This window comes from Gottschalkia purinilytica (assembly GCF_001190785.1).
Classification (GTDB): domain Bacteria; phylum Bacillota; class Clostridia; order Tissierellales; family Gottschalkiaceae; genus Gottschalkia_A; species Gottschalkia_A purinilytica.
Genome location: NZ_LGSS01000012.1, coordinates 15,426 through 35,739, shown reverse-complemented (window position 1 = coordinate 35,739; position 20,314 = coordinate 15,426). Strand labels below are relative to the sequence as shown.

Genomic DNA, 20,314 nt, shown 5'->3' with positions numbered 1-20,314 from the left:
TTTATTTCTTTCCATCATTATCATGTAATATCTGATCTATAACAATAACTAAAGTAACTATAAAGTCATCATTTTCTCCATCTTTTACATCTAATGCATAACTATCTGATAAAGACAGAAGTTTTTTATTAACTGTAGCTATGGTTTCCCCATTTTTAGTTATATAAAAATTATAAGCAATAATATCTCCATGTATTTCAAAATTTCCATAAATACTTTCTATCATAAATTCTGATCTAAAAAAAGTAAGCTTCTTCTTTATCTTAGCAACTAATTCTTGTCCCTTATATATACTGTATTCTGGTAAAAATCTAAGTAATTTTTGTTCTATATAGAACAATTCATCTCCATTCATATTATACACAGAGAGCTTATCTCCTAAAGAAAATACCTTTCCTATTACTTGAAATCTTGGATTACCGAATTCGTCCTCTATATTAAAATTATCGCCTAAAGAAAATATCTTTTCTCTAATAACATATCTCATAGCTATACTCCTTCATACGTCATATTTGAATTTCTACTTATATATTATTACAATTAAGATAAAAAAAGAAGTACATGTTATCTATATTAGTAATTATTTAAAATAAAAAGAAGATAATTCCATCAATATTATCTTCTTTATTAAAGTAAATATTTCTTATTGTTTTAATACTTTCTTTTTCATACTAGTAATATATTACCTCTTATTGTTTATCTTCATGTATAAATGATATAACTTCTTTTAAAGAGTTAATAACTATTGTCATAGTTTTATTTTGATCATATTCAAATTTAAATGAAGATATACCTTTTTCATCTGTTCTTTCAATAAATTTCATTGAATCAATATTTTCTATTAATTTATTTTCTTTAATAAATTGAATAGCTATATTTTTACCTTCCTCATCTTTTACTGTATCCTTAGCATTTCCTTTTACATGCTTGTCAACTGATAATCTTAATATTTCATTGCTATCAGGATTTATTCTAGCCTCAAATCCTCTAATTTCATTTATCTTTGGTTCACCTTCTGATAATGCTGTAATTCCAATACCCTCATATATAGGTTTGTTAGTTTTACTCTCTACAAGATCATTTGGATCATAATATTTAATTTGTTTATCATTTGTACTAACTTTTACTTTAAAATATTTTTCCAAACCATCTTGAGCTACTTTTAAAATAGTATCTTTATCATATTCTACTTTTTTTCCAATCTCTCTTTTAATCTCTTCATTAAATTTTTCACTCATTTTATCTTTTATTCCATCACAACCTGCTCAAAGAAATACAATTAGTCCTGTCAAAGAAAGTATTAATGCTTTTTTAATTTTCATTGTTTATCACTCCTTGTTCTTTAACTTCCTAAGCTAATTATAATGTAAAGTATATATATCAACTATCTATGTCTCTTACATTTTCCTTACATTGATGTAATACTTTATATTGTATTTGTAAGGAGCTAGAAACACTTTTAATTTTTTAAAGTAATTACCTACAGTTTTCAGTCATTACAGAAACTATAACTATTTATAATAACATCTCAAAATGTTCTGGAAATGTCACATATTAAAAGGCTATCAATTTGATAGCCTTTTAATATTATTGTTCTCCTATATGTTTTGTAACATTCTTAAGATAGAATGATCGTATTATTAAGAAGTATATAACTTGTGCAACGAAGAATCCTCCAAGGACTGTTAAAGCATATCCTATAAGTGAAGTATACGTAATGTTCTCTAAAGATTTTAATGCTACTATAGTATGAATAGATGCTACTATATATGGTACAAAGAATAATGTTGCCATTTGTATAGTAGATGTTTTCTTTATTTCATCTGTAGAAAGTCCTATTTTTGCCATATTTTTGTACTTTTCTTTATCTTGATTTAAGTCAGTATAGAATCTAAAGTATAAGAAACTACCTGCTCCTATAAAGAATATCACTCCTATAAAAAATCCCATATATAAAAGCATATTTCCTTGTTGCTTTTCTGTATAGTAAAGACTTGGAGAATTCAACACATAGTGAGTCATCTTTTCTGGATTATCTAGGTCAATCATATCCTTTCTTATCTCTTCTTGTATATTTAATGTATCTTTCCATCTTGGAACATCATATCCATAGTATTTTAAATTAGGAAGTTTATTAGATATTTTATTAAAAACATCATCATTTACAACTACCATTTGTGATAGAATTCCTATAGGCAATATATTTGACTCTCCAACCTCTTTTACCTTATAGCTAGAATTTGTAGAGTTAAACTTAATATTTTTTATCTTTAGCAAAGCTTCTCTAGTTGGTAGACTAGGATATGTCGGAACTAAAACTACCTCATCATTTTTTATATAAATAGTTTTTCTATTTATGGCTTTAGCTAAATTATTGTAGTCTGAAGCATTCATTATATAGTATTTTTCATCTTCATTATTTTTTTGTTCTAAAAAAGTAGCTGTATACTTATGATATTCAAAATTACCTTCTTTAAATTTGCTTTCAATTTCTTTTATGTTCTTATCTCTGACAGTGTCATTTGGTTCAGCAATATAGTTATAAGGTAACGGGAATTTTTCTTCCGTTCCCTTCGCTTTCATTGAATTAAAGACAAATAGTCCTGCTACTGAAGTAAAAGCTACTGTTGAAACAATACTTACTATAAACAACATCCTTGAATTCTCTTTTAGCTTATAGGCAAGATCTGATATCCATAGTAAATTTGTTTTTTTCATATAAAACTTACGATTCTTCTTAAGAAGGGCTATAGCAAATACACTAAATTGTGAGAATAACAATAAAGTCCCTATTACAATTAATACCATGCTAATGTATATTTCATTTCCTTCTACGCCGAATATACCTGCTCCTTCTAAAGCTACAATATATCCTAATACTATAATTACAACTGACATTATAGATAGTACTGGTGAAGCTTTAGGTGTCTTTGTAGGTTTCTTAGATCCGTCAAGTAAATCTATTACCTTATGTTTTCCAATTATCATTGGCGTAAAAGTAGCTATTATAATAAATAATAGTGCAAAAGCTGCTAAAGTTAATAATATAGCCTGTATTGGAAAATAAAACTTATCTATATCTATATATAATACTTTTGCAGAAAGAAGTAAGAAAAACTTCGAAAACACAATTCCTAATACTATACCTGTAACTATTGATAATGTTCCTATTATTATATTTTCTAATAATATTAATTTGTTTATCTGATTTTTGGTTATCCCCAATATAGTTAAAGTTCCAAACTCTTTTAGTCTGATCTTTAAGAACATACCTAATGAGTACAATATGAATAAAAATGTAAACATAAATATTACAATTTCTGATGTAGCTAACGCCATAAAAGCGGTTGAGCCTATATCCATGCCAGAATTTCTTATAGTAGGATGAAACATACATATTGCAAAAGAGAAAAAAATGAATACCGAAAATGCACTACTTAAAAAATATGCTAGATATGTTTTAAAGTTTCTTGTTACATTATTGTAAGCAAACTTAGAGAAGTTCATTAGTATCCCCTCCTAGTAAAGAAAGTACCTCTAGGATTTTTTGATAAAATTGTTGTCTGCTTTCACCTTTATATATTTCATTATAAACTTCTCCGTCTTTTATAAATACTACCCTGCTACAGTAACTTGCGGCGAAGGCATCATGTGTAACTATTAAAGTAGTAACCTTATCTTCTTTATTTACAGTTTCAAATAATTCCATAACATCTTTTGATGCTTTTGAATCTAGATTTCCAGTAGGCTCATCTGCTAATAATAATGATGGTGAATGTATTATAGCCCTAGCAATCGCCGCACGTTGCATTTGCCCTCCTGAAACCTCAAAAGTTCTCTTATTTATGATACTATCTATACCTAACTTTTTTGAAATTTGTTCTAGCTTTTTGTCCATTTCATTTAAGCTACGTCCATCTAGTGTTAAAGGCAGTACTATATTTTCGCCTATTGTTAAAGTATCCATAAGGTTAAAGTATTGGAATACGAATCCTAATTCTCTACGACGAAAAAGAGCTAATTTACTTCCCTTTAGTCTATGAGGATTTTTTCCATTAAGTAAAACTTCTCCTGAAGTTGGATCATCTATTGTTGAAATAACGTTTAGTAAAGTAGTTTTACCACTTCCTGAAGGTCCCATTATAGCAACAAACTCTCCTTCTTCTATTGAGAGATTTATACCTTTAAGAACTCTATAAGAAACTTTTCCTTCATATGTTTTTGTAATTTGGTTTAACTTTAATACTTCCATATTTATCTTCCTTTCACTATTTGTTATAAATTAAGTATAGGATATCTATCTATTTCTTACTATTTAATTATCTTTCAGGTTTATTACATTTGTGTAAGGTTATTATTTTTTATATACTAATAAGTATTTAACTATTAAAAAAGTTAAATACTCTTCTACTCTTAATTCGAAGAAAATAAATTATAAAAAAACAAGTAATTAGAATAAGATTCTAACACTTGTTCCTTGTCCTACTTCAGATTCAAGTTCTAATTTATGATCTAATTTCTTGCAAATTTCAGATACTATATATAACCCCATACCTGTTGATTCACCAAATTTTCTCCCATTTTCTCCTGTATAAAATGGATCAAATACTCTCCTTATATCACTTTTAGGTATTCCTACACCTTCATCTTTTACTTCAAGTACCAGTTTATGTTCTCTTCTATATGTTGAAATGTATACTCTTTTCCCTTCGTCAATTGAATATTTTATAGCATTAGTTACTAGTTGATCTAATATGAACATTAACCATTTTTTATCTGATTGAATACTAATATCATCTTTTATATCAACGCTAGGATATATTCTTTTCTTTATAAAGAAATGTTTTAGATCATTTACAACATTAATAATCATTGGTTTCAAGTCTATAGTTTCTACTTTGAAATCATGTTGAAAGACATTAAATCTAGCCAAGTATAATGCCATATTCAATCCTTTATTAAGCTTTTCAACTTCATCTCTAATTGTATCCATATAAGGTTCATATTCATTTTGCTGAACAGTTAACTTAATCACTGAAAGTGGTGTCTTCATTTGATGTACCCATTGATTTATAAACGTTAAATATTCATTCTGCTTTCTATTATATTCTTGTATTTCTTTTTGATATAATCGATATTGAGACTTAAATAGCTTATGAGAGCTCTCAGAAAGTGGTGATATTCCAAGAGGTGATAAAGAGCTTTCAAAATCCTCAAAATATCCTTTTTGCAATCTATTATATAATCTTCTATTAATAAGATACTTACCTACTAAAAAAGCTCCTAAGATGAATAAACTCAGAATTATAAAATATATTAAATTATTCCTATTATCAAATCCTCCTAGAAAATAATAAAATACCATAAGAAATATTATATTAAATAAATATAAGAATACAAATGAAACATACTCCCTAAAGAAAAATTTCATTAATCATTCCTCCAGGTCACTTCTAATCTATATCCTACTCCTCTTACAGTCTTAATTGCTTCTTCAATATCAAGTTCTTGTAATCTCTTTCTAAGTCTAGCAACATTAACATTTAAAGTGTTTTCTTCAACAAAGCTCTGATCATCCCATAACTTTTCTAATAGTATATCTCTACTTACAGACTTAGGATAATTTGAGATAAGTATTTCTATTAGTATAGATTCCTTTTTTGTTGTAATTACAGTTTTATCATTATATCTAAGTTCTGGAACTTCAGGATACAAAGTTAATCCTTCAACTTCTATAGTTCTTTGCTGAGATTGTAATGAATAATTTCCATATGAACGTCTTAACTGACTTTTAATCTTAGCAATAACTACATCATAATAAAACGGTTTAGTAATATAATCATCGGCTCCACTTTCAATTGCCATTACTTGTTCAATTTCTCCTACTCTTGCTGAAATGAATATTATAGGACATAAAGACTTATTCCTTATTTTTCTACACCAATAGTATCCATCATATCTAGGTAAGTTAACATCAAGTAATACTAGATGTGGGTTTTCTTCTTCAAATATCTCAAGTACCTTCTCAAAGTCTTTAACTACTATAGTTTCATATCCATACTTTTCAATATAATCGCTAAGAAGATTTGCAATTGAAGTATCATCTTCTACAATCATTATCTTATAATTCATAAGTACCACACTCCATATATTTCTCTGTCTTTTTTATTAATGACCATATCTTTCCCTGTCTATTTAGACTGTTGATTTTCATTTTATACTTAAAAAATGTTTTAATAGTTATTTTTTTATTTGGTTATTTATATTTAAGTTATTTCATTTAAGAATTAATAAAAGCTATACTACTAGTATTATCATATATCAAAAAATAATATAAATTTATTTTAACTAAGTTTATCAAGAAATTATGTAAAATATAAAAGAAAGACAAGAAAGTCAATTTCGTAATAATAACCAATTATGCTTTAGTCTCTAAAAATAATAAGTTCTAAAGAAGTAACATATCAAAGCATAATTTAAAATAAGATACTTAGAGAAGAAATATTAAGCAAATTCGTTGGTGCCTCACTACAATTTCCATTGATAAAAGTGGTAAAATAGTGTAAGAATCTATAGCGAGATCTAAATCAAATGAGGAACATAAAAAATCAATAAAATAAGCTTTTTAAAAAAGATTAAAATAATTTAACAAAAGGGGTATGTAGTTTGAAGCAAAAAATTAAGTATGTTATCTTAACTTTAAGTATTTTAACTATGTTTTATGGGGTAGCTAGAGGAGAAGTAGAAACAGTTCTTCAAAAAGCAATCAACATATGTCTGGAGTGTATAGGAATTGGATAAAAGAACAATAACTCAACTTTTATTTTCAATAGGAACTAATGCAAATATAAAAGGCTTTTTAGAAGGAAAAATCTATACAGGAAAAACAAAAAGTCTTTGTGTTCCAGGCTTAAACTGTTACTCATGTCCTGGAGCACTTGGTTCGTGTCCTATAGGCTCATTACAAGCAGTCATAGGAAGTATCAAGTACAAATTCTCTTTCTATGTAATTGGTTTTATATCACTTATGGGAGTACTATTTGGTAGGCTAATATGTGGATGGTTATGTCCTTTTGGCTTTATACAAGACTTACTACATAAAATACCAACTAAAAAGGTAAAAATTATTAAAGGTGATAAGATATTAAGATACTTAAAATACGTGATATTAGCATTATTTGTAATACTACTTCCGTTAGTATTAGCAGATGAACTAGGTATTTCAGATCCGTATTTTTGTAAATTTATATGTCCTGTTGGAACACTTGAAGGTGGTATACCTTTAGTTTTAACTAATCCGGCATTAAGATCAACTATAGGATTTTTATATGCCTGGAAAATGATACTATTACTTATTACTATACTGGCAGCTATACTAATATACCGACCATTCTGTAAGTATATCTGTCCATTAGGTGCAATATATTCTGTGTTTAATCCTATAAGCTTTTATAAGCTTAAGGTAAATACTAACGCATGTAACAAATGTGGAAAATGTTCAAAAGTATGCGAAATGAATGTTAATGTATATGAAAAACCTAACTCACTTGAATGTATTAGATGTAATAAGTGTAAAAAAGCATGTCCACAGGGAGCCATTAGGTCTTCATTTAGCTTTAAAGATCAAAAAGGAGATAGTTGCTCTGATGAAGTTACTATAAAATAAAAAATATGGGACGATATCGTCCCATATTTTTTATTTTATCTGTTCTACTTTATATCCTTTACTTTGTAATGCAGGGATTACTCCTGTTTCTCCTACTAAATGTCCTGCACCTACTATAACAAAGTAAACTTTTTTACTATCGTCAGATAAGTAAGATACTATTTTTTCAGTCATATTCTTATTTCTTTCATGCCAAAATATTTTATCAAATTCACTACTTTCTGCTTCACTACTTAGTCCTATATATTTTTCTAACTCTGAAGTTTCCCCTCTTTTCCACAAGTCTAATAAGTAGTCTAGTGTTTCTTTTTGTAAATTTTCACCTGTCTGTTTGTTTTCACTTGACTGATATAGTGATGTCATTAACATTTCTTCTTGAACTTTTGGTGATAACTTGTTAAATAAATCTAATTGAAACTTAGCTCCTTCTATCTCTAATATTTCTTTTTTGCCTACTGCTTTATTATAAAAATAATTATCTATCCCAAGATCTGAATCATAATTCCCTTCTACATACCCTAAATTATCTATTATCATTGATATATACCATGGCTTCATATTCTCAAATGCTTGTAGATTCAATCCCATATCATTTATTTTCTTAACAAATAAGTCATAAGTTTCTTTAGATATATTATCTTTTAAAGTACTTCCATCATTATAAAATGCTATACTTCTAATATAGTCTTCGTCAATGTCTGTAACATCTGCTTCAAGTACCAAGTACCCTGATTTATTAAACATTTCTTCCATCTTGCTGTTCAAAGGATATATACTATTATTTGCTATGTGTATAGATCCTAGTACATATACTTCACTGTTTCCACCTGATACTTTCCAGAAGAATCCTTTACCTACTTCCCCAGATTCTTGGAGTATTATTTCATATATTCTTTTAGCTAAAATAATACCTTGCTCTAAACTAGAAGTATCATTAAGAGATAGTAAATTATTGGATTTTCCTTTTATTATACCTTTATGTACCATGTATTTTACAGGTTCTAATGCATATTTAGGTATAGTATCTGCATCTTTAAAATTTAATGTAGTTGAAACATTCAGATTTAAATTAGGTTTTGAGAGTTTAGCCACATTATATAATACGATTGAAATATGCTCCCTAGTAGCTTTTTTATCTGGCTCAAACTTACCATTTCCTACACCTTGTACTATCTTTAGTGAATAAGCCTTCAGAACTTTTTCATTTTTAGTATCTATGAAAGGATTTGAAGACGGTAAATAAGCTATCTTTCCTGTTAGTTTTTCATAAAGTGTTACCCCTATATTTGCTAAATCCTTTCTAGTAAGATCTCTTTGAAAATCTCTAAATAAATCCTTTTCTATTATTCCATATATACTTGCTTGGTTTATTTCTTCCTCAGCCCAACTACTTGGCAAATCTACATCTTTAACCACCTTGGTTTTAGCTTGTCCATTTTCTATTGTATAGCTAAAGCTTGGAAAAATAATACTTGAAATTATGACACTAAAAATTAATAAGGACAAACTCAGTTTTCTTAATTTTCTCATATTACAACCTCCTAATATTTAAATTTATATCTAAAATGTTGACTCCTAAAGTTTATATTAATTGTGTATAATACTTATAATCTGTTATCTTCAATATTCTCTACAGAACTATTGAAATATTGAAAATACATTTACTATATTTGATGATTCTACATTTTGACTTATTTTCCTTTTTATGAATATATAAAAACCTCTTAAAATATAAATTTATATTTTAAGAGGTTTTTGTGTTACTCATATTATTCGTACCGTTTATACTACTAAAAGATATCACGCTAGTTATTATAATTATTCTGAGGCACTAACTATCTTTCCATCCTTTATATTTATAATCATACTTCCATATTGAGCAGACTCATGTGAATGTGTTACTTGAACTATAGTTTTATTTTTCTCTTTATTAATTCTTTGGAATAAGTTCATTACTTCCGTTCCAGTTTTACTATCTAGGTTTCCTATTGGTTCATCTGCTAATATAACTTCTGGATTATTAATAAGAGCTCTTGCTATTGCAACTCTTTGTTGTTGTCCTCCAGATAATTCTCTTGGAGTATGTTTTCTACGATGTGTAAGCTCTACTATGTCTAAAAGCTCATCTAAAGTCTCTTTTTGTCTAGTCAATTTTTTTCCATCTAATAGAACAGGAAGTAGAATATTTTCTTCTACACTTAAGTTAGGAACTAAGTTATAAAATTGAAATACAAATCCAAGATTTCTTCTTCTTACTACACTCTTTTCTTTATCACTCATAAGTGAAAATTCCTTACCATTTATTTTTATATTGCCTGATGAAGGATTATCTAGTCCTCCCATAATATATAAAAGAGTGCTTTTTCCACCACCTGAAGGTCCCATTATTGAAGCAAAGCTTCCTTCTTCTATATTTAAATTTATATCTTTTAAAACATGTACTTCCTCTTTCCCAGCTTTAAATATCTTATTTAAGTTAGTTATTTCTATTACATTCTTCATATTTATCACCTTTATTCGTATTTGATTTCTTCAATTATACTAACTTTTGAAGACTTAAACATAGTAATAAAAGAAGTTATCACCATAACTACTATCCCCAATATAAAATATCTCAACATTATCTCTCTGGAATATAATACTTCCATAGATATATCCATGGCTTTTAATAAATATGGGATCATTTTAAGTAATCCTACTCCTAGTAGTACCCCTATGCCACTACCAAATATACCTGAGACTATTCCTTCAATAATGAACATTTTTTTGCTCTGACTGTTACTCATTCCTATAGATCTAAATATAGCTATGTCATGTTTCCTTTGAATAAAACTTATAAACAAGTTATTTACAAGTCCAAACATACCTACAAAAAGAGCCATTATAACAAATCCTTCTAAGATTAACATGAAGTTTCCATTACTTTCTTTCATCTCAGTTTCCTCTTCATGTTTTGTAGTTACAATAGTTCCTAATCCTTTTAGCTTCTTTTCTATCTTATCTTTAATATAATTTGATTCCTTATTTATTTTTAATAGCAAAGAATTGTTGTATTTTTCAATATCTTTAAGAAAGTTATCTTTGCTTATTATTGCATATCTTCCATTAGAGCTTATATTGGTTTCCATTAATCCTATGACCCTATATTCTTTTTTCTCGTCATTTATAACAAGCTTAATGGTATCCCCTATCTTTGTATTGATTCTTTTAGCTAAAATTTCGTGTATTATGATGTTTCTACCCTTATTTAATTTATCTAATAGTTTCCCATTATCTTCTTCTATATTTACTTTAGGATAAAATTCTTTATATTTATCTGTATTTACTCCATTTAATAAGCTAATCTTTTCATTTGTACCTTCAATTTCTATATACATTGAAGAATATTCTCTATAAAGATTTTTTATATCAGTTATATTATTTATACTTTTCTCTACAGAATCGTAATCTCTTATTCCATTTATCTTTACTTCATAGTCATACTCATCATATCCACTAGTTATATAATTCTGAACACTAAGTGTAATTGAAGTTATTGCAGTAATTGTAGCTATACCTATAACAAATAGTGCAATATTACTTGTTACTACTTTACTAGTTATATTCTTGAAAGATAAATAAGACTCATTTCCTAAAATATACGTACTTATCTTTTTAAATAAAATTGAAAATATTTCTATTATGTATGGAACTAATAGTACCACTCCTATCATAAAAGAAATTATGACGGTCATAGCTAAAAGTATACTTGGGGTTCCCTTAAAAAATATTTGCGTTCCTATTGATGCTGATATTAATATAATACTAATTAACAACTTTTTAAAACTTCTTAGCTCTTCTTCTTGTTGAATGTTCAAGACTATATCTTTTATAGAATGCTTATTTACCATAACTATAGGAACTATAGCACTTAATATAGATATAGCTATTGCTAATAAGAAAGAATATATAAGATGTGAACTAGAAAACTCTACTATAGTTTCGATTCCATCATTCTTAAATTGATTCATAAAATCTGCAATTATTCTTAAAACACCTATTCCTAAAATATTTCCAAATATTCCTCCGAGAATTCCATATATAAAGCTTTCCACTAATAATATAAATGTAGTAGTTTTTTGTGTTGCTCCTACACTTCTAAATGTCCCTATTATAGGCATTCTTTCTATAGCTATAACTTTGAAAGAAGAATATATTATAAATATGCTCATTACAAGAATAACTGATAACATTATAAATAGAGGTGTTGAAATATTTGATTGCATATACTCTAATATTTCTTTATTTATTGTTTCTTCTACATTGTAATTCTTATTACTATTAGATAAGTCTTTCATAACACTATCTAAATTATATTCATTTTTAGCTTTTGCATAAATAGTTGTTACTTTTTCATCAGTGTTTAAATGCTTCTCCATTGTCTTAAGTGGAGTTAAAATAGTTAAATACCCTACTTCATTAGCAAATATCCCTTGTGGCTTTGCTATTCCGTATATTTTAAAAGGATATGACTTGCCATTTATTTTTATATTTAGAATGTCTTTAACTTTAAGTTTATATTTCTCTGCAGTTTTATCACTTATTATAATCTTATCTTCATCAAACTTTTCTTTACTATCTTTTTTTTCTAATTTTATTGGATTCATTTTCTGAAGATCATTTAAGCTTATTCCTTTTATATTTACATTCATATCCTTGTTTTTACTTTCACTATATACTCCAAAATACTCTATGGCATCTATTTTATATTCAAGCTTATTATTTCTTATCTCTTTTGAGTCTATAAACATATTATCAGAGTTTTCTTTTGAAGTTATTTTTATATCTGCATTTCCTATTGTACTTCTGATCTTATTTAAGTACATTTTTTGAAAAGATCCAGATATAGAAGATGATGCAAAAAACAATGCTGATGACAATGTTATAGAAAACACAATAAGAAAAGTTCTAAACTTTTTCTCTAATATATTTCTTAATATAAATTTTACTAACATTTGCACATTTTTTCACCTCAAGATGTTCAATATAGTGTTTAACAATCTCTTTTCTTTATATGAATTTTAATATATATTAGACTTAATTAAAACAAATTTAATTAAATTTGTCTTATTTTTATTCAGTTACTAATAGTTGTAATATTCATGCTCTATGAAATATTGGTTTCCTAGTAATATACAATCTATAGTTAATGTTTAACTTTAATAATAAAAGTATCAACAAAATCTCTTATATATAAAAAGCAAAAGGACACATAACTTATAAGTTTTATATCCTTTTGCCTTTATATTAAATTATTAACTTATCTATATAATTAATTATATATTTTTTTCTGCGGTATGAACGATTTCTTCCAAAACAACATTATAATTATAACTAATATACCTGTGTATATTATTAATCCAAATTTTATTTTAAGTAATATATAGTGTAATAAAGCTAATACTCCACCAATTATCATATTAATAATAGTAGTTGATCCAGCTTGTTTCTGGACTTGATCTACATCTTCACTAAAAGGTAGTTCTATGTCTGCCCTTTTATATGCAAAAAGTGTAAATAGTATCATTACTAAAAACATTACTATAATATCTAATATTATTTTTCCTTTATATATTACTAGAAATATTCCAGCTATAACAACATATATTGGTACAAGATATTTTAAAATAAGCCCTTTTATCGCACCTTTATGTACATATTCTATAGATTCTATAGGAAGAGCTTTATATATCCATGATCCTTTGTAATTTTCACTTAAACTAATAATCATAGTTGATGTAGATATCATAGCAATAGTGAAATAAATATAAAAATATAAATTACTATTGGATATTTCCTTTATAACTTCAGAAATAGATTTAACATCAGTAAAGTAATTTGATGTTGTAATAAATGGTAATATCACTGCAATAGCAAGAGAAGGATATATCTTTAGTTTAAGTTTTCTTTCTCTAGAAATAATATTTTGAGCAAATCTAAAAAATGTCCTTTCAGTTTTGTTTTGACAGATTAACTTTGATATAAACATTTGTAATTTTTGTTTTTTCTCAATGAAGTTATTTTTTGTACCTTTATTATTATTAAGCTTTGATAAGTTTTTTTCAAAATATGGTGATACTATTTTTATATAAAGTATTATACATATTACCGGAACTAAAATAGCTACTATAGTTAAGTATATATATAATGCCTTATAATTATTATTTATAAATATTTCGAAAGGAGCTGCAAACCACATAGATGGTATAAAGAATTTCCACCATTTCAAAGTAGCAGTTGAATCAATATTTAAAAATTGAGCTGCTCTTACTGCAAATTGATATCCTACTATCAATACAATTGAAAAAAATATTTGAAAGTAATTTATTATATCTTTTAGCTTTTCACCATCAAAATATTTTAGTAGAACACTATACAAAAATGAAGTTAAAAATATAATAAATAAAGAAACAAGTATAAGTTCTAAAGAAAGTATTATAAAAAATAACACACCATGTTTTATAGTCCCAATTATTAATGCTATTCCAGAAATGGCAACAACCATAGTAAATAAATAAGCTATTATATGAATTATCTTAGCTGTATTTATAGTTTTCAAATCTATTGGTTTCGACATAAGTATATTTTTACTTTTTACATCTAGTAAAACTGATGAAAAATCAGATATCAAACTCATTGTCACCATGAACATTATCATTCCTATAATCATATTCATATTAACAAACAAAGGAGCTGGAATAATAGTTAAAAGACCTACTATAATCCCAATCACTCCATATGATACCATTGGTTTTGCAAATAAACTTTTTTTATCTTTATCGTACATTCCATTCATGTTTACAGGAACTCTTCTTTCATCCATAGCAAATTTTACTTTAAGTATACTTCTCATTATTTTATAGTTTACTCCCATTTTCTCAAACAGATATTCAAATTTATCAAGTATTCTTAATGATATACTCTCTTTCATATCCTAAGCCTCCTGTAATGTAGCAATAAATTCATCTGCTATTTCTCCATGTTTATCAAATCCTGTTAATTGATTAAATATCTGTTCTAAAGATCCTTCCTTACTTGTTTCTTTTAGTTCTTCAAAAGTTCCATCTGCTACAATTTCACCATTGTTTATAAGAAGTATTCTATCGCTTATTTTTTCTACTATCTCCATTATATGTGAAGAATAAAATATAGTTTTTCCTTGTGATGCAAGTTTAGCTAAAATTTCTTTAAATACCATAACACTATTAGCATCAAGTCCACTTAAGGGCTCATCTAAGAATAATATATCTGGATTATGAATGAGACTAGATATTATAAGTAATTTCTGTCTCATTCCCTTTGAGTAAGATGATATTCTCGAATCATATTGATCTTCTATTCCAAATAAGCTCATAAGTTTTTTAGATTTATTATTTATTTTATTTTGATCCATACCGTATAACTCACCTATAAAGTTTAAATATTCTCGAGCTGTAAGACTTTCATATAATTCAGAAACTTCTGGAACGTATCCTATTCTCTTTTTATACTCAATATCTTTTTGTGTTATCTCATTACCAAATATCTTAATTAGACCACTATAATTACTTATTATTCCAAGTAATATTTTAACTGTAGTACTTTTTCCAGCCCCATTAGGGCCTATGTACCCTATTATTTGCCCAGGATATACTTCTAAATTTATTCCCTTTAAAATATCTTTTCCATCACCATAGTTCATTCTCAGATCTTTTATAGTTATAATAGGTTCTTTATTCATATATATCACTCCTAATTAGTTGAGATATTTAATGCTCTAATAAAAAACATCTAACTATTAGCTAGATGTAATTTGTCTTTAAATTATAGTAAAAACTCTAGGTCTTTTAATGATTCTTTATAGTTCATCATTTGCATTTTTTTCCACTATTAAAGCTATTATATAATAAATCATATTTAAAATCCATAATATTTGGAGCTATTAATCTTATGCAGATATAGTTCTAACTTTAATTTTAAATTGCAAATATAAAAATTAAAGTTTTTCTGATCAAAATTTTAGTCCTATATATCCTACGAGTATTGTCCTTCCCATCTTATTATTATCAAATTTATCACTAAAAGTTTTAAATGCATCTTTTGAGTTATGCACTATATATCATCAGATAAATTTCATAAATGCTAATAGAAGTTTTTATAGAAACTTGAAATCCCTATATTCTACATAATTCCTTAAAATTTTACATTTTGTATACATCTAAGATAAGTTTCTTACACATTTAGATATTATAATGTGGGTTGGATGTTGATTTTAGATATGTTTAGATCTTTTTATAAAGTAAAGCGTCGAGTCGTTTTTCACAAACGATTTTTTTAATTATACATTCTATAACTATTTAGGGAGGATGCATATGTGTGGTTTTATAACATTTTTTAGTAATAGTTCTTTAGATGATAATAGTAAAGATAAATTAGAGGTCATGCTTAACTCACTGAAACATAGAGGGCCTGATGAAAAAGGGGTATATCATGATGATAAAGTTTTTTTGGGATTCTGTAGACTTAGTATAATAGATTTAGAAAATGGCAAACAACCATTTTCTTATGATTATAATAATTATCATATTGTTTTTAACGGCGAAATCTATAATCATGTTGAATTAAGAGAAAGCTTAATTAAAGAAGGTTACACTTTCTCAACGAAATCTGAAGTAGAAGTAATTTTAACATTATATAAACATTATGATGAAGAGTTTGTAAAACATCTTAGAGGAATGTTTTCTATAGTTATTTGGGACAAACTAAATCAAAGATTAATTGCAGTAAGAGATCAATTTGGAATCAAACCACTTTTCTACACAGAAAACGAAAATGGTATATATTGTACATCAGAATCAAAAAGTTTATTACAAAGTAATATTGTCAATAATAAAGTTGATTTACATTCATTACATGATTACTTATCTTTTCAATTTGTACCTGAGCCTAAAACAATGTTAGAAAACATTCATATTTTAGAGCCTGGTTGTATGTTAAAAAAAGAAAGTAATAGTGATCTTAAAATAAGTAGATATGCTTCTTTAAGATTTTCTCCTGAAGTAAAAAAAATAGATGAAAGAAAGTCTTCTATAAGAAAGGTATTAGAAGATTCTGTTGAAGCTCATATGATAAGCGATGTTCCTGTTGCTACTTTTCTGTCTGGAGGAATTGATTCTACAATAATTACAGCTCTAGCCAAAAAAATAAATCCTAAAATAAAGACATTCACTGTAGGATTTGAAGTAAATGGATATAGTGAAATTGATCTAGCCCAAGAAACTGCAAGTGAACTTAATGTAGAAAATATAAATATTACAGTATCTTCTGAAGACTTTATAAAAGAACTACCAAATGTCATATTCCATATGGATAATCCCATAGCAGATCCTTCCACTATTCCCCTATACTTTGTATGTCAAGAAGCTAGTAAACATGTAAAAGTTGTATTATCTGGAGAAGGATCAGACGAGCTGTTTGGTGGGTACGGTATATATCATGAACCATTATCTTTAAACTTTTTCTCTTATATTCCTAATGCAATAAAAAAATCATTAAAGTTAGGTTCAAGTTTGATTCCTGAAGGAGTTAAAGGAAAAAGCTTCATAGAAAGAGGTTGTACTCCTCTAGAAGAAAGATATTTAGGAAATGCAAAAATATTTAGTCAAAAAGAAAAGGCTTATTTTCTTAAAAACTATATTAAAAACTTCTCCCCACAACTTATAACACAACCTTTATTTTCTAAAGTTTCAGGTCTTGATCCTGTTACTCAAATGCAGTATATAGATATTAATACTTGGTTAAAAGGGGATATTCTAGCGAAAGCTGATAGAATGTCAATGGCTCATTCTTTAGAGATAAGAGTTCCTTTTTTAGATAAAGAAGTATTTAAAGTAGCTTCTAAATTAACTTTAAGTGATAAAATTAATAGAAATACAACTAAGTATCTTTTAAGAGAAACTTTCAGAGATGAACTTCCTCAAAGTGTTGTTACAAGAAAAAAGCTAGGTTATCCAGTACCAATAAGACATTGGTTAAAAGATGAACTCTATGAATGGGCTATAGACCTAGTCAAAGAAGATGTTGTTTATAAATACATTGATAAAGAATATATCATAAAATTAATTAACCAACATAGAAAAGGTAAAATTGACTATAGTAGAAAAATATGGACTATACTTACCTTTATAATATGGTATAAGATCTTTATTAAAGATTAAAAAAAGGTGATAATATCACCTTTTTAATACTTACTTTTAATGTCATTGAGTTCTATAACAATATATTTATTATAACTATCTATACTACTTTTCATTTTTACTTTATCTAAAATTTTTTATTATCTTTACTTCAATTTAAATAAAATACTTTATAAGCTTTATATAACATATTTTGATTTACAGCCTTATCTTTATTTAGTTTTTGTATATATGTTTCACTTTCTAAAGTTATTAATTCTGTACTATGAAGTTAATGCCAATTTTATAGTAACTATAGTTTCTTTTTTTTCTTCACTTTCAATTTGTATTATTCCGTTATGATTATCAATGATAGCTTTAGATATCGAAAGTCCTAAGCCACAACTTCCTATTTCTGTTGATCCATTCTTACTTGATCCATAAAAAGGGTCGAAAATATTATTTAAATTCTCTTTTTTTATACCTTCTCCTTTATTTTTAACTTTTATCTCTATAAAGTTATTATCAACATAAGTTTCAACCTTTATAAGTGAGCCATAATATCCATATTTTATAGCATTATCAATAATATTTATGAATACCTGTTTAAGCTTTGATTCGTCACCATTAATATAGATATTATCGTGGATATCACAATATATTGTGTTGTTATATCTTTTAGCCTTAAATTGCATATCACTACATGTATTTTTTAATAATTTCCCTATATTGATTCTTGTAAATTCATTTGAAACTGTAGTAGAGTTTTTTGATAGTTCTAAAAGTTCAAGTACCATATTATGAAGCCTTCTACTTTCATCTGTTATATGATTCATTCCAGATCTAAAAAAGTCTATATCTGTAAATTCATTTTCCTTAATCATTTCAGAGTAACCTATTATAGTTGTAAGAGGTGTCTTTAATTCATGTGTAACATTATCAAGAAAATGTTCCCTATATTTATTAATTTGAACAAGACTATCTCTCTCTTTTTCTATAATTTTTAATTGTTCTTCAATTTTTCTAACCATCTTATAAAAATTTCTTATCAAGTCTCCTAACTCATCTCTTCTATTACTATAAATATCTATTTTTAAATTTCCTTTTGCTACCTCATTAGAAGCCTTAGCTAGTTTAAGAATAGGATTAGATATATTTCTTGACAACAAATAAGAAAGTATAAATGCCATAATAAAAACAAATATGGTAATATAGAAAACAATCTTACTTACAAATTGATTCTGTTGATATAATGATGAATAGTCTTTAATAAATCTTAAAATTCCTACTTTCCTACCTGAAACTACAACCGGATAAGAAAAATATGCTTCTGTATTTTTATTATCATACTTTATAGTATAAGAGGTCTTACCATGAACAGCATTTTCTAAATCTTTTCCTTTGACTTTCATAAATTTCTCTTTATTTGAAGAATACATGTATTTACCCTTTGTATCATATCCACTTATATCACTTTCAGTAACAGAATTTAATTCTTCTATCATATCTTTTACAATTTTTTTAAAACACTTTTCATCATTATTCAAATGATTTATCATGAACAACTGTCTTACATATACATTAGAAGTCTTTTTTAGACTAATCAATTGATTTGTAATTATTTTTTCATTATTTTTTTCTAGCATATTATTAACTAAATAGTTAAGTAAAACAAAAGATATAAAAAATATAATAAACAAACTAAAAGGAAGTCTAAATTTTATTGTTTTTATAGACTTAATCATATTTTAACTCCACTTATTTATCTTGTATCCAACACCAAATACAGTTTTTATAATATCATTTGATCCTAGCTTTTTTCTAAGTCTTTGAATGTGCATATCAACTGTTCTAGTATCTCCGACATAATCGTATCCCCATACAACGTCTAAAAGCTGTGAGCGTGCAAGTACTCTCCCATCACTATTGTATAAAGCTACTAATAATTCATACTCTTTCGGTGTAAGTCCTACTATCTTACCATCTTTTTTTACCATATGTTCATCTTTATATATTTCGATTCCTTTGAACTCTATCACATCTTGCTTAAACTTATTCTTATCTACCTCAAATTGATTTATTCTTCTTAGTATTGTTTTTATTCTCGCTACAACCTCTCTTAAGTCAAATGGTTTTGTTATATAATCATCAGCTCCATATTCAAGTCCTTGTACTCTATCATTTATATCAAATTTTGCTGTTAACATTATGATAGGAATATTATATACTTCTACGACATTTTTACATATATCAAATCCACTAATATCTGGTAACATTAAATCCAACAACATTAAATCTGGAGTAAACTTATCAACAAGTGTTAAACCATCAGCACCATTATTAGCAGTTTTTACAATAAATCCTTCTTTTTTTAATCCATATGATATTAAATCTGCTATAGGTTTTTCATCTTCTATAACCAAGATTTTTTTTTGTTTCATACTCATTCCCTCTA

The 20,314-nt window shown here is 26.5% G+C and carries 16 protein-coding genes; 3 read left to right on the top strand and 13 right to left on the bottom strand.

All coding sequences use genetic code 11. The features are described 5' to 3' along the window. Position 1: 1 nt before the first annotated feature. The 6 genes from CLPU_RS11865 to CLPU_RS11840 form a co-directional block, all read right to left on the bottom strand. Positions 2 to 487: an LURP-one-related/scramblase family protein gene (locus CLPU_RS11865; RefSeq protein WP_050355888.1), complete on the bottom strand. Its 486-nt coding sequence runs from the start codon at positions 485 to 487 to the stop codon at positions 2 to 4. A gap of 202 nt (positions 488 to 689) precedes the next feature. Beyond that, positions 690 to 1,238, bottom strand: a complete 549-nt coding sequence (locus tag CLPU_RS11860; protein ID WP_050355887.1) for a hypothetical protein — start codon at positions 1,236 to 1,238, stop codon at positions 690 to 692. A 349-nt stretch (positions 1,239 to 1,587) separates the two neighbouring features. Then, complete coding sequence (locus CLPU_RS11855; protein WP_050355886.1) at positions 1,588 to 3,507, bottom strand: FtsX-like permease family protein; 1,920 nt, start codon at positions 3,505 to 3,507, stop codon at positions 1,588 to 1,590. Beyond that, positions 3,494 to 4,252 (bottom strand): ABC transporter ATP-binding protein, encoded by a 759-nt coding sequence (locus CLPU_RS11850; protein WP_050355885.1) that lies wholly within the window; start codon positions 4,250 to 4,252, stop codon positions 3,494 to 3,496. Before CLPU_RS11850 ends, CLPU_RS11855 begins: the two co-directional genes overlap by 14 nt. Positions 4,253 to 4,450: 198 nt before the next feature. Further along, positions 4,451 to 5,431: a sensor histidine kinase gene (locus CLPU_RS11845; protein ID WP_050355884.1), complete on the bottom strand. Its 981-nt coding sequence runs from the start codon at positions 5,429 to 5,431 to the stop codon at positions 4,451 to 4,453. Continuing rightward, positions 5,431 to 6,132: a response regulator transcription factor gene (locus CLPU_RS11840; RefSeq protein WP_050355883.1), complete on the bottom strand. Its 702-nt coding sequence runs from the start codon at positions 6,130 to 6,132 to the stop codon at positions 5,431 to 5,433. Before CLPU_RS11840 ends, CLPU_RS11845 begins: the two co-directional genes overlap by 1 nt. Positions 6,133 to 6,666: 534 nt before the next feature. On the opposite strand from CLPU_RS11840, the gene CLPU_RS18045 reads away from it, so the two are divergent. Both CLPU_RS18045 and CLPU_RS11835 read left to right on the top strand, forming a co-directional pair. Further along, positions 6,667 to 6,801 (top strand): CD1871A family CXXC motif-containing protein, encoded by a 135-nt coding sequence (locus CLPU_RS18045; RefSeq protein ID WP_097677569.1) that lies wholly within the window; start codon positions 6,667 to 6,669, stop codon positions 6,799 to 6,801. Beyond that, complete coding sequence (locus CLPU_RS11835; RefSeq protein ID WP_050355882.1) at positions 6,794 to 7,666, top strand: 4Fe-4S binding protein; 873 nt, start codon at positions 6,794 to 6,796, stop codon at positions 7,664 to 7,666. The genes CLPU_RS18045 and CLPU_RS11835 overlap by 8 nt, the downstream gene beginning before the upstream one ends. A gap of 30 nt (positions 7,667 to 7,696) precedes the next feature. Here the strand turns inward: CLPU_RS11835 and CLPU_RS11830 are convergent, their stop codons facing one another. From CLPU_RS11830 to CLPU_RS11810, 5 genes are all read right to left on the bottom strand, one after another. After that, a complete protein-coding gene (locus CLPU_RS11830; protein ID WP_050355881.1) occupies positions 7,697 to 9,196 on the bottom strand; it encodes a TraB/GumN family protein in 1,500 nt (499 codons plus the stop codon). 288 nt (positions 9,197 to 9,484) lie between these two features. After that, positions 9,485 to 10,168 carry an ABC transporter ATP-binding protein gene (locus CLPU_RS11825; protein WP_050355880.1) on the bottom strand — a complete coding sequence of 228 codons (684 nt, stop codon included), beginning with the start codon at positions 10,166 to 10,168 and terminating at the stop codon, positions 9,485 to 9,487. A gap of 11 nt (positions 10,169 to 10,179) precedes the next feature. Continuing rightward, complete coding sequence (locus CLPU_RS11820; RefSeq protein WP_235436174.1) at positions 10,180 to 12,660, bottom strand: ABC transporter permease; 2,481 nt, start codon at positions 12,658 to 12,660, stop codon at positions 10,180 to 10,182. A 317-nt stretch (positions 12,661 to 12,977) separates the two neighbouring features. Then, positions 12,978 to 14,636 carry a hypothetical protein gene (locus CLPU_RS11815; RefSeq protein ID WP_050355878.1) on the bottom strand — a complete coding sequence of 553 codons (1,659 nt, stop codon included), beginning with the start codon at positions 14,634 to 14,636 and terminating at the stop codon, positions 12,978 to 12,980. Positions 14,637 to 14,639: 3 nt separating this feature from the next. Beyond that, on the bottom strand, positions 14,640 to 15,425 hold the full coding sequence (locus CLPU_RS11810; protein ID WP_050355877.1) for an ABC transporter ATP-binding protein: 786 nt from the start codon (positions 15,423 to 15,425) through the stop codon (positions 14,640 to 14,642). A 631-nt stretch (positions 15,426 to 16,056) separates the two neighbouring features. Between CLPU_RS11810 and asnB the strand changes: the two genes are divergently transcribed. Beyond that, a complete protein-coding gene (gene asnB / locus CLPU_RS11805) occupies positions 16,057 to 17,901 on the top strand; it encodes an asparagine synthase (glutamine-hydrolyzing) (protein WP_050355876.1) in 1,845 nt (614 codons plus the stop codon). A 242-nt stretch (positions 17,902 to 18,143) separates the two neighbouring features. Here asnB and CLPU_RS11800 read toward each other — a convergent pair whose 3' ends face one another. Next, on the bottom strand, positions 18,144 to 19,604 hold the full coding sequence (locus CLPU_RS11800; protein WP_050355875.1) for a sensor histidine kinase: 1,461 nt from the start codon (positions 19,602 to 19,604) through the stop codon (positions 18,144 to 18,146). Positions 19,605 to 19,607: 3 nt separating this feature from the next. Next, entirely contained in the window at positions 19,608 to 20,300 is a 693-nt protein-coding gene (locus CLPU_RS11795) for a response regulator (protein WP_050355874.1), read from the bottom strand. Positions 20,301 to 20,314 lie beyond the last annotated feature (14 nt).

Bases quoted from the DNA above. Each gene is read 5' to 3' on its own strand.
- CLPU_RS11865 (WP_050355888.1), bottom strand. From the start codon at position 487: ATGAGATATGTTATTAGAGAAAAGATATTTTCTTTAGGCGATAATTTT.
- CLPU_RS11860 (WP_050355887.1), bottom strand. From the start codon at position 1,238: ATGAGTGAAAAATTTAATGAAGAGATTAAAAGAGAGATTGGAAAAAAA.
- CLPU_RS11855 (WP_050355886.1), bottom strand. From the start codon at position 3,507: ATGAACTTCTCTAAGTTTGCTTACAATAATGTAACAAGAAACTTTAAA.
- CLPU_RS11850 (WP_050355885.1), bottom strand. From the start codon at position 4,252: ATGGAAGTATTAAAGTTAAACCAAATTACAAAAACATATGAAGGAAAA.
- CLPU_RS11845 (WP_050355884.1), bottom strand. From the start codon at position 5,431: ATGAAATTTTTCTTTAGGGAGTATGTTTCATTTGTATTCTTATATTTA.
- CLPU_RS11840 (WP_050355883.1), bottom strand. From the start codon at position 6,132: ATGAATTATAAGATAATGATTGTAGAAGATGATACTTCAATTGCAAAT.
- CLPU_RS11830 (WP_050355881.1), bottom strand. From the start codon at position 9,196: ATGAGAAAATTAAGAAAACTGAGTTTGTCCTTATTAATTTTTAGTGTC.
- CLPU_RS11825 (WP_050355880.1), bottom strand. From the start codon at position 10,168: ATGAAGAATGTAATAGAAATAACTAACTTAAATAAGATATTTAAAGCT.
- CLPU_RS11820 (WP_235436174.1), bottom strand. From the start codon at position 12,660: ATGTTAGTAAAATTTATATTAAGAAATATATTAGAGAAAAAGTTTAGA.
- CLPU_RS11815 (WP_050355878.1), bottom strand. From the start codon at position 14,636: ATGAAAGAGAGTATATCATTAAGAATACTTGATAAATTTGAATATCTG.
- CLPU_RS11810 (WP_050355877.1), bottom strand. From the start codon at position 15,425: ATGAATAAAGAACCTATTATAACTATAAAAGATCTGAGAATGAACTAT.
- asnB (WP_050355876.1), top strand. From the start codon at position 16,057: ATGTGTGGTTTTATAACATTTTTTAGTAATAGTTCTTTAGATGATAAT.
- CLPU_RS11800 (WP_050355875.1), bottom strand. From the start codon at position 19,604: ATGATTAAGTCTATAAAAACAATAAAATTTAGACTTCCTTTTAGTTTG.
- CLPU_RS11795 (WP_050355874.1), bottom strand. From the start codon at position 20,300: ATGAAACAAAAAAAAATCTTGGTTATAGAAGATGAAAAACCTATAGCA.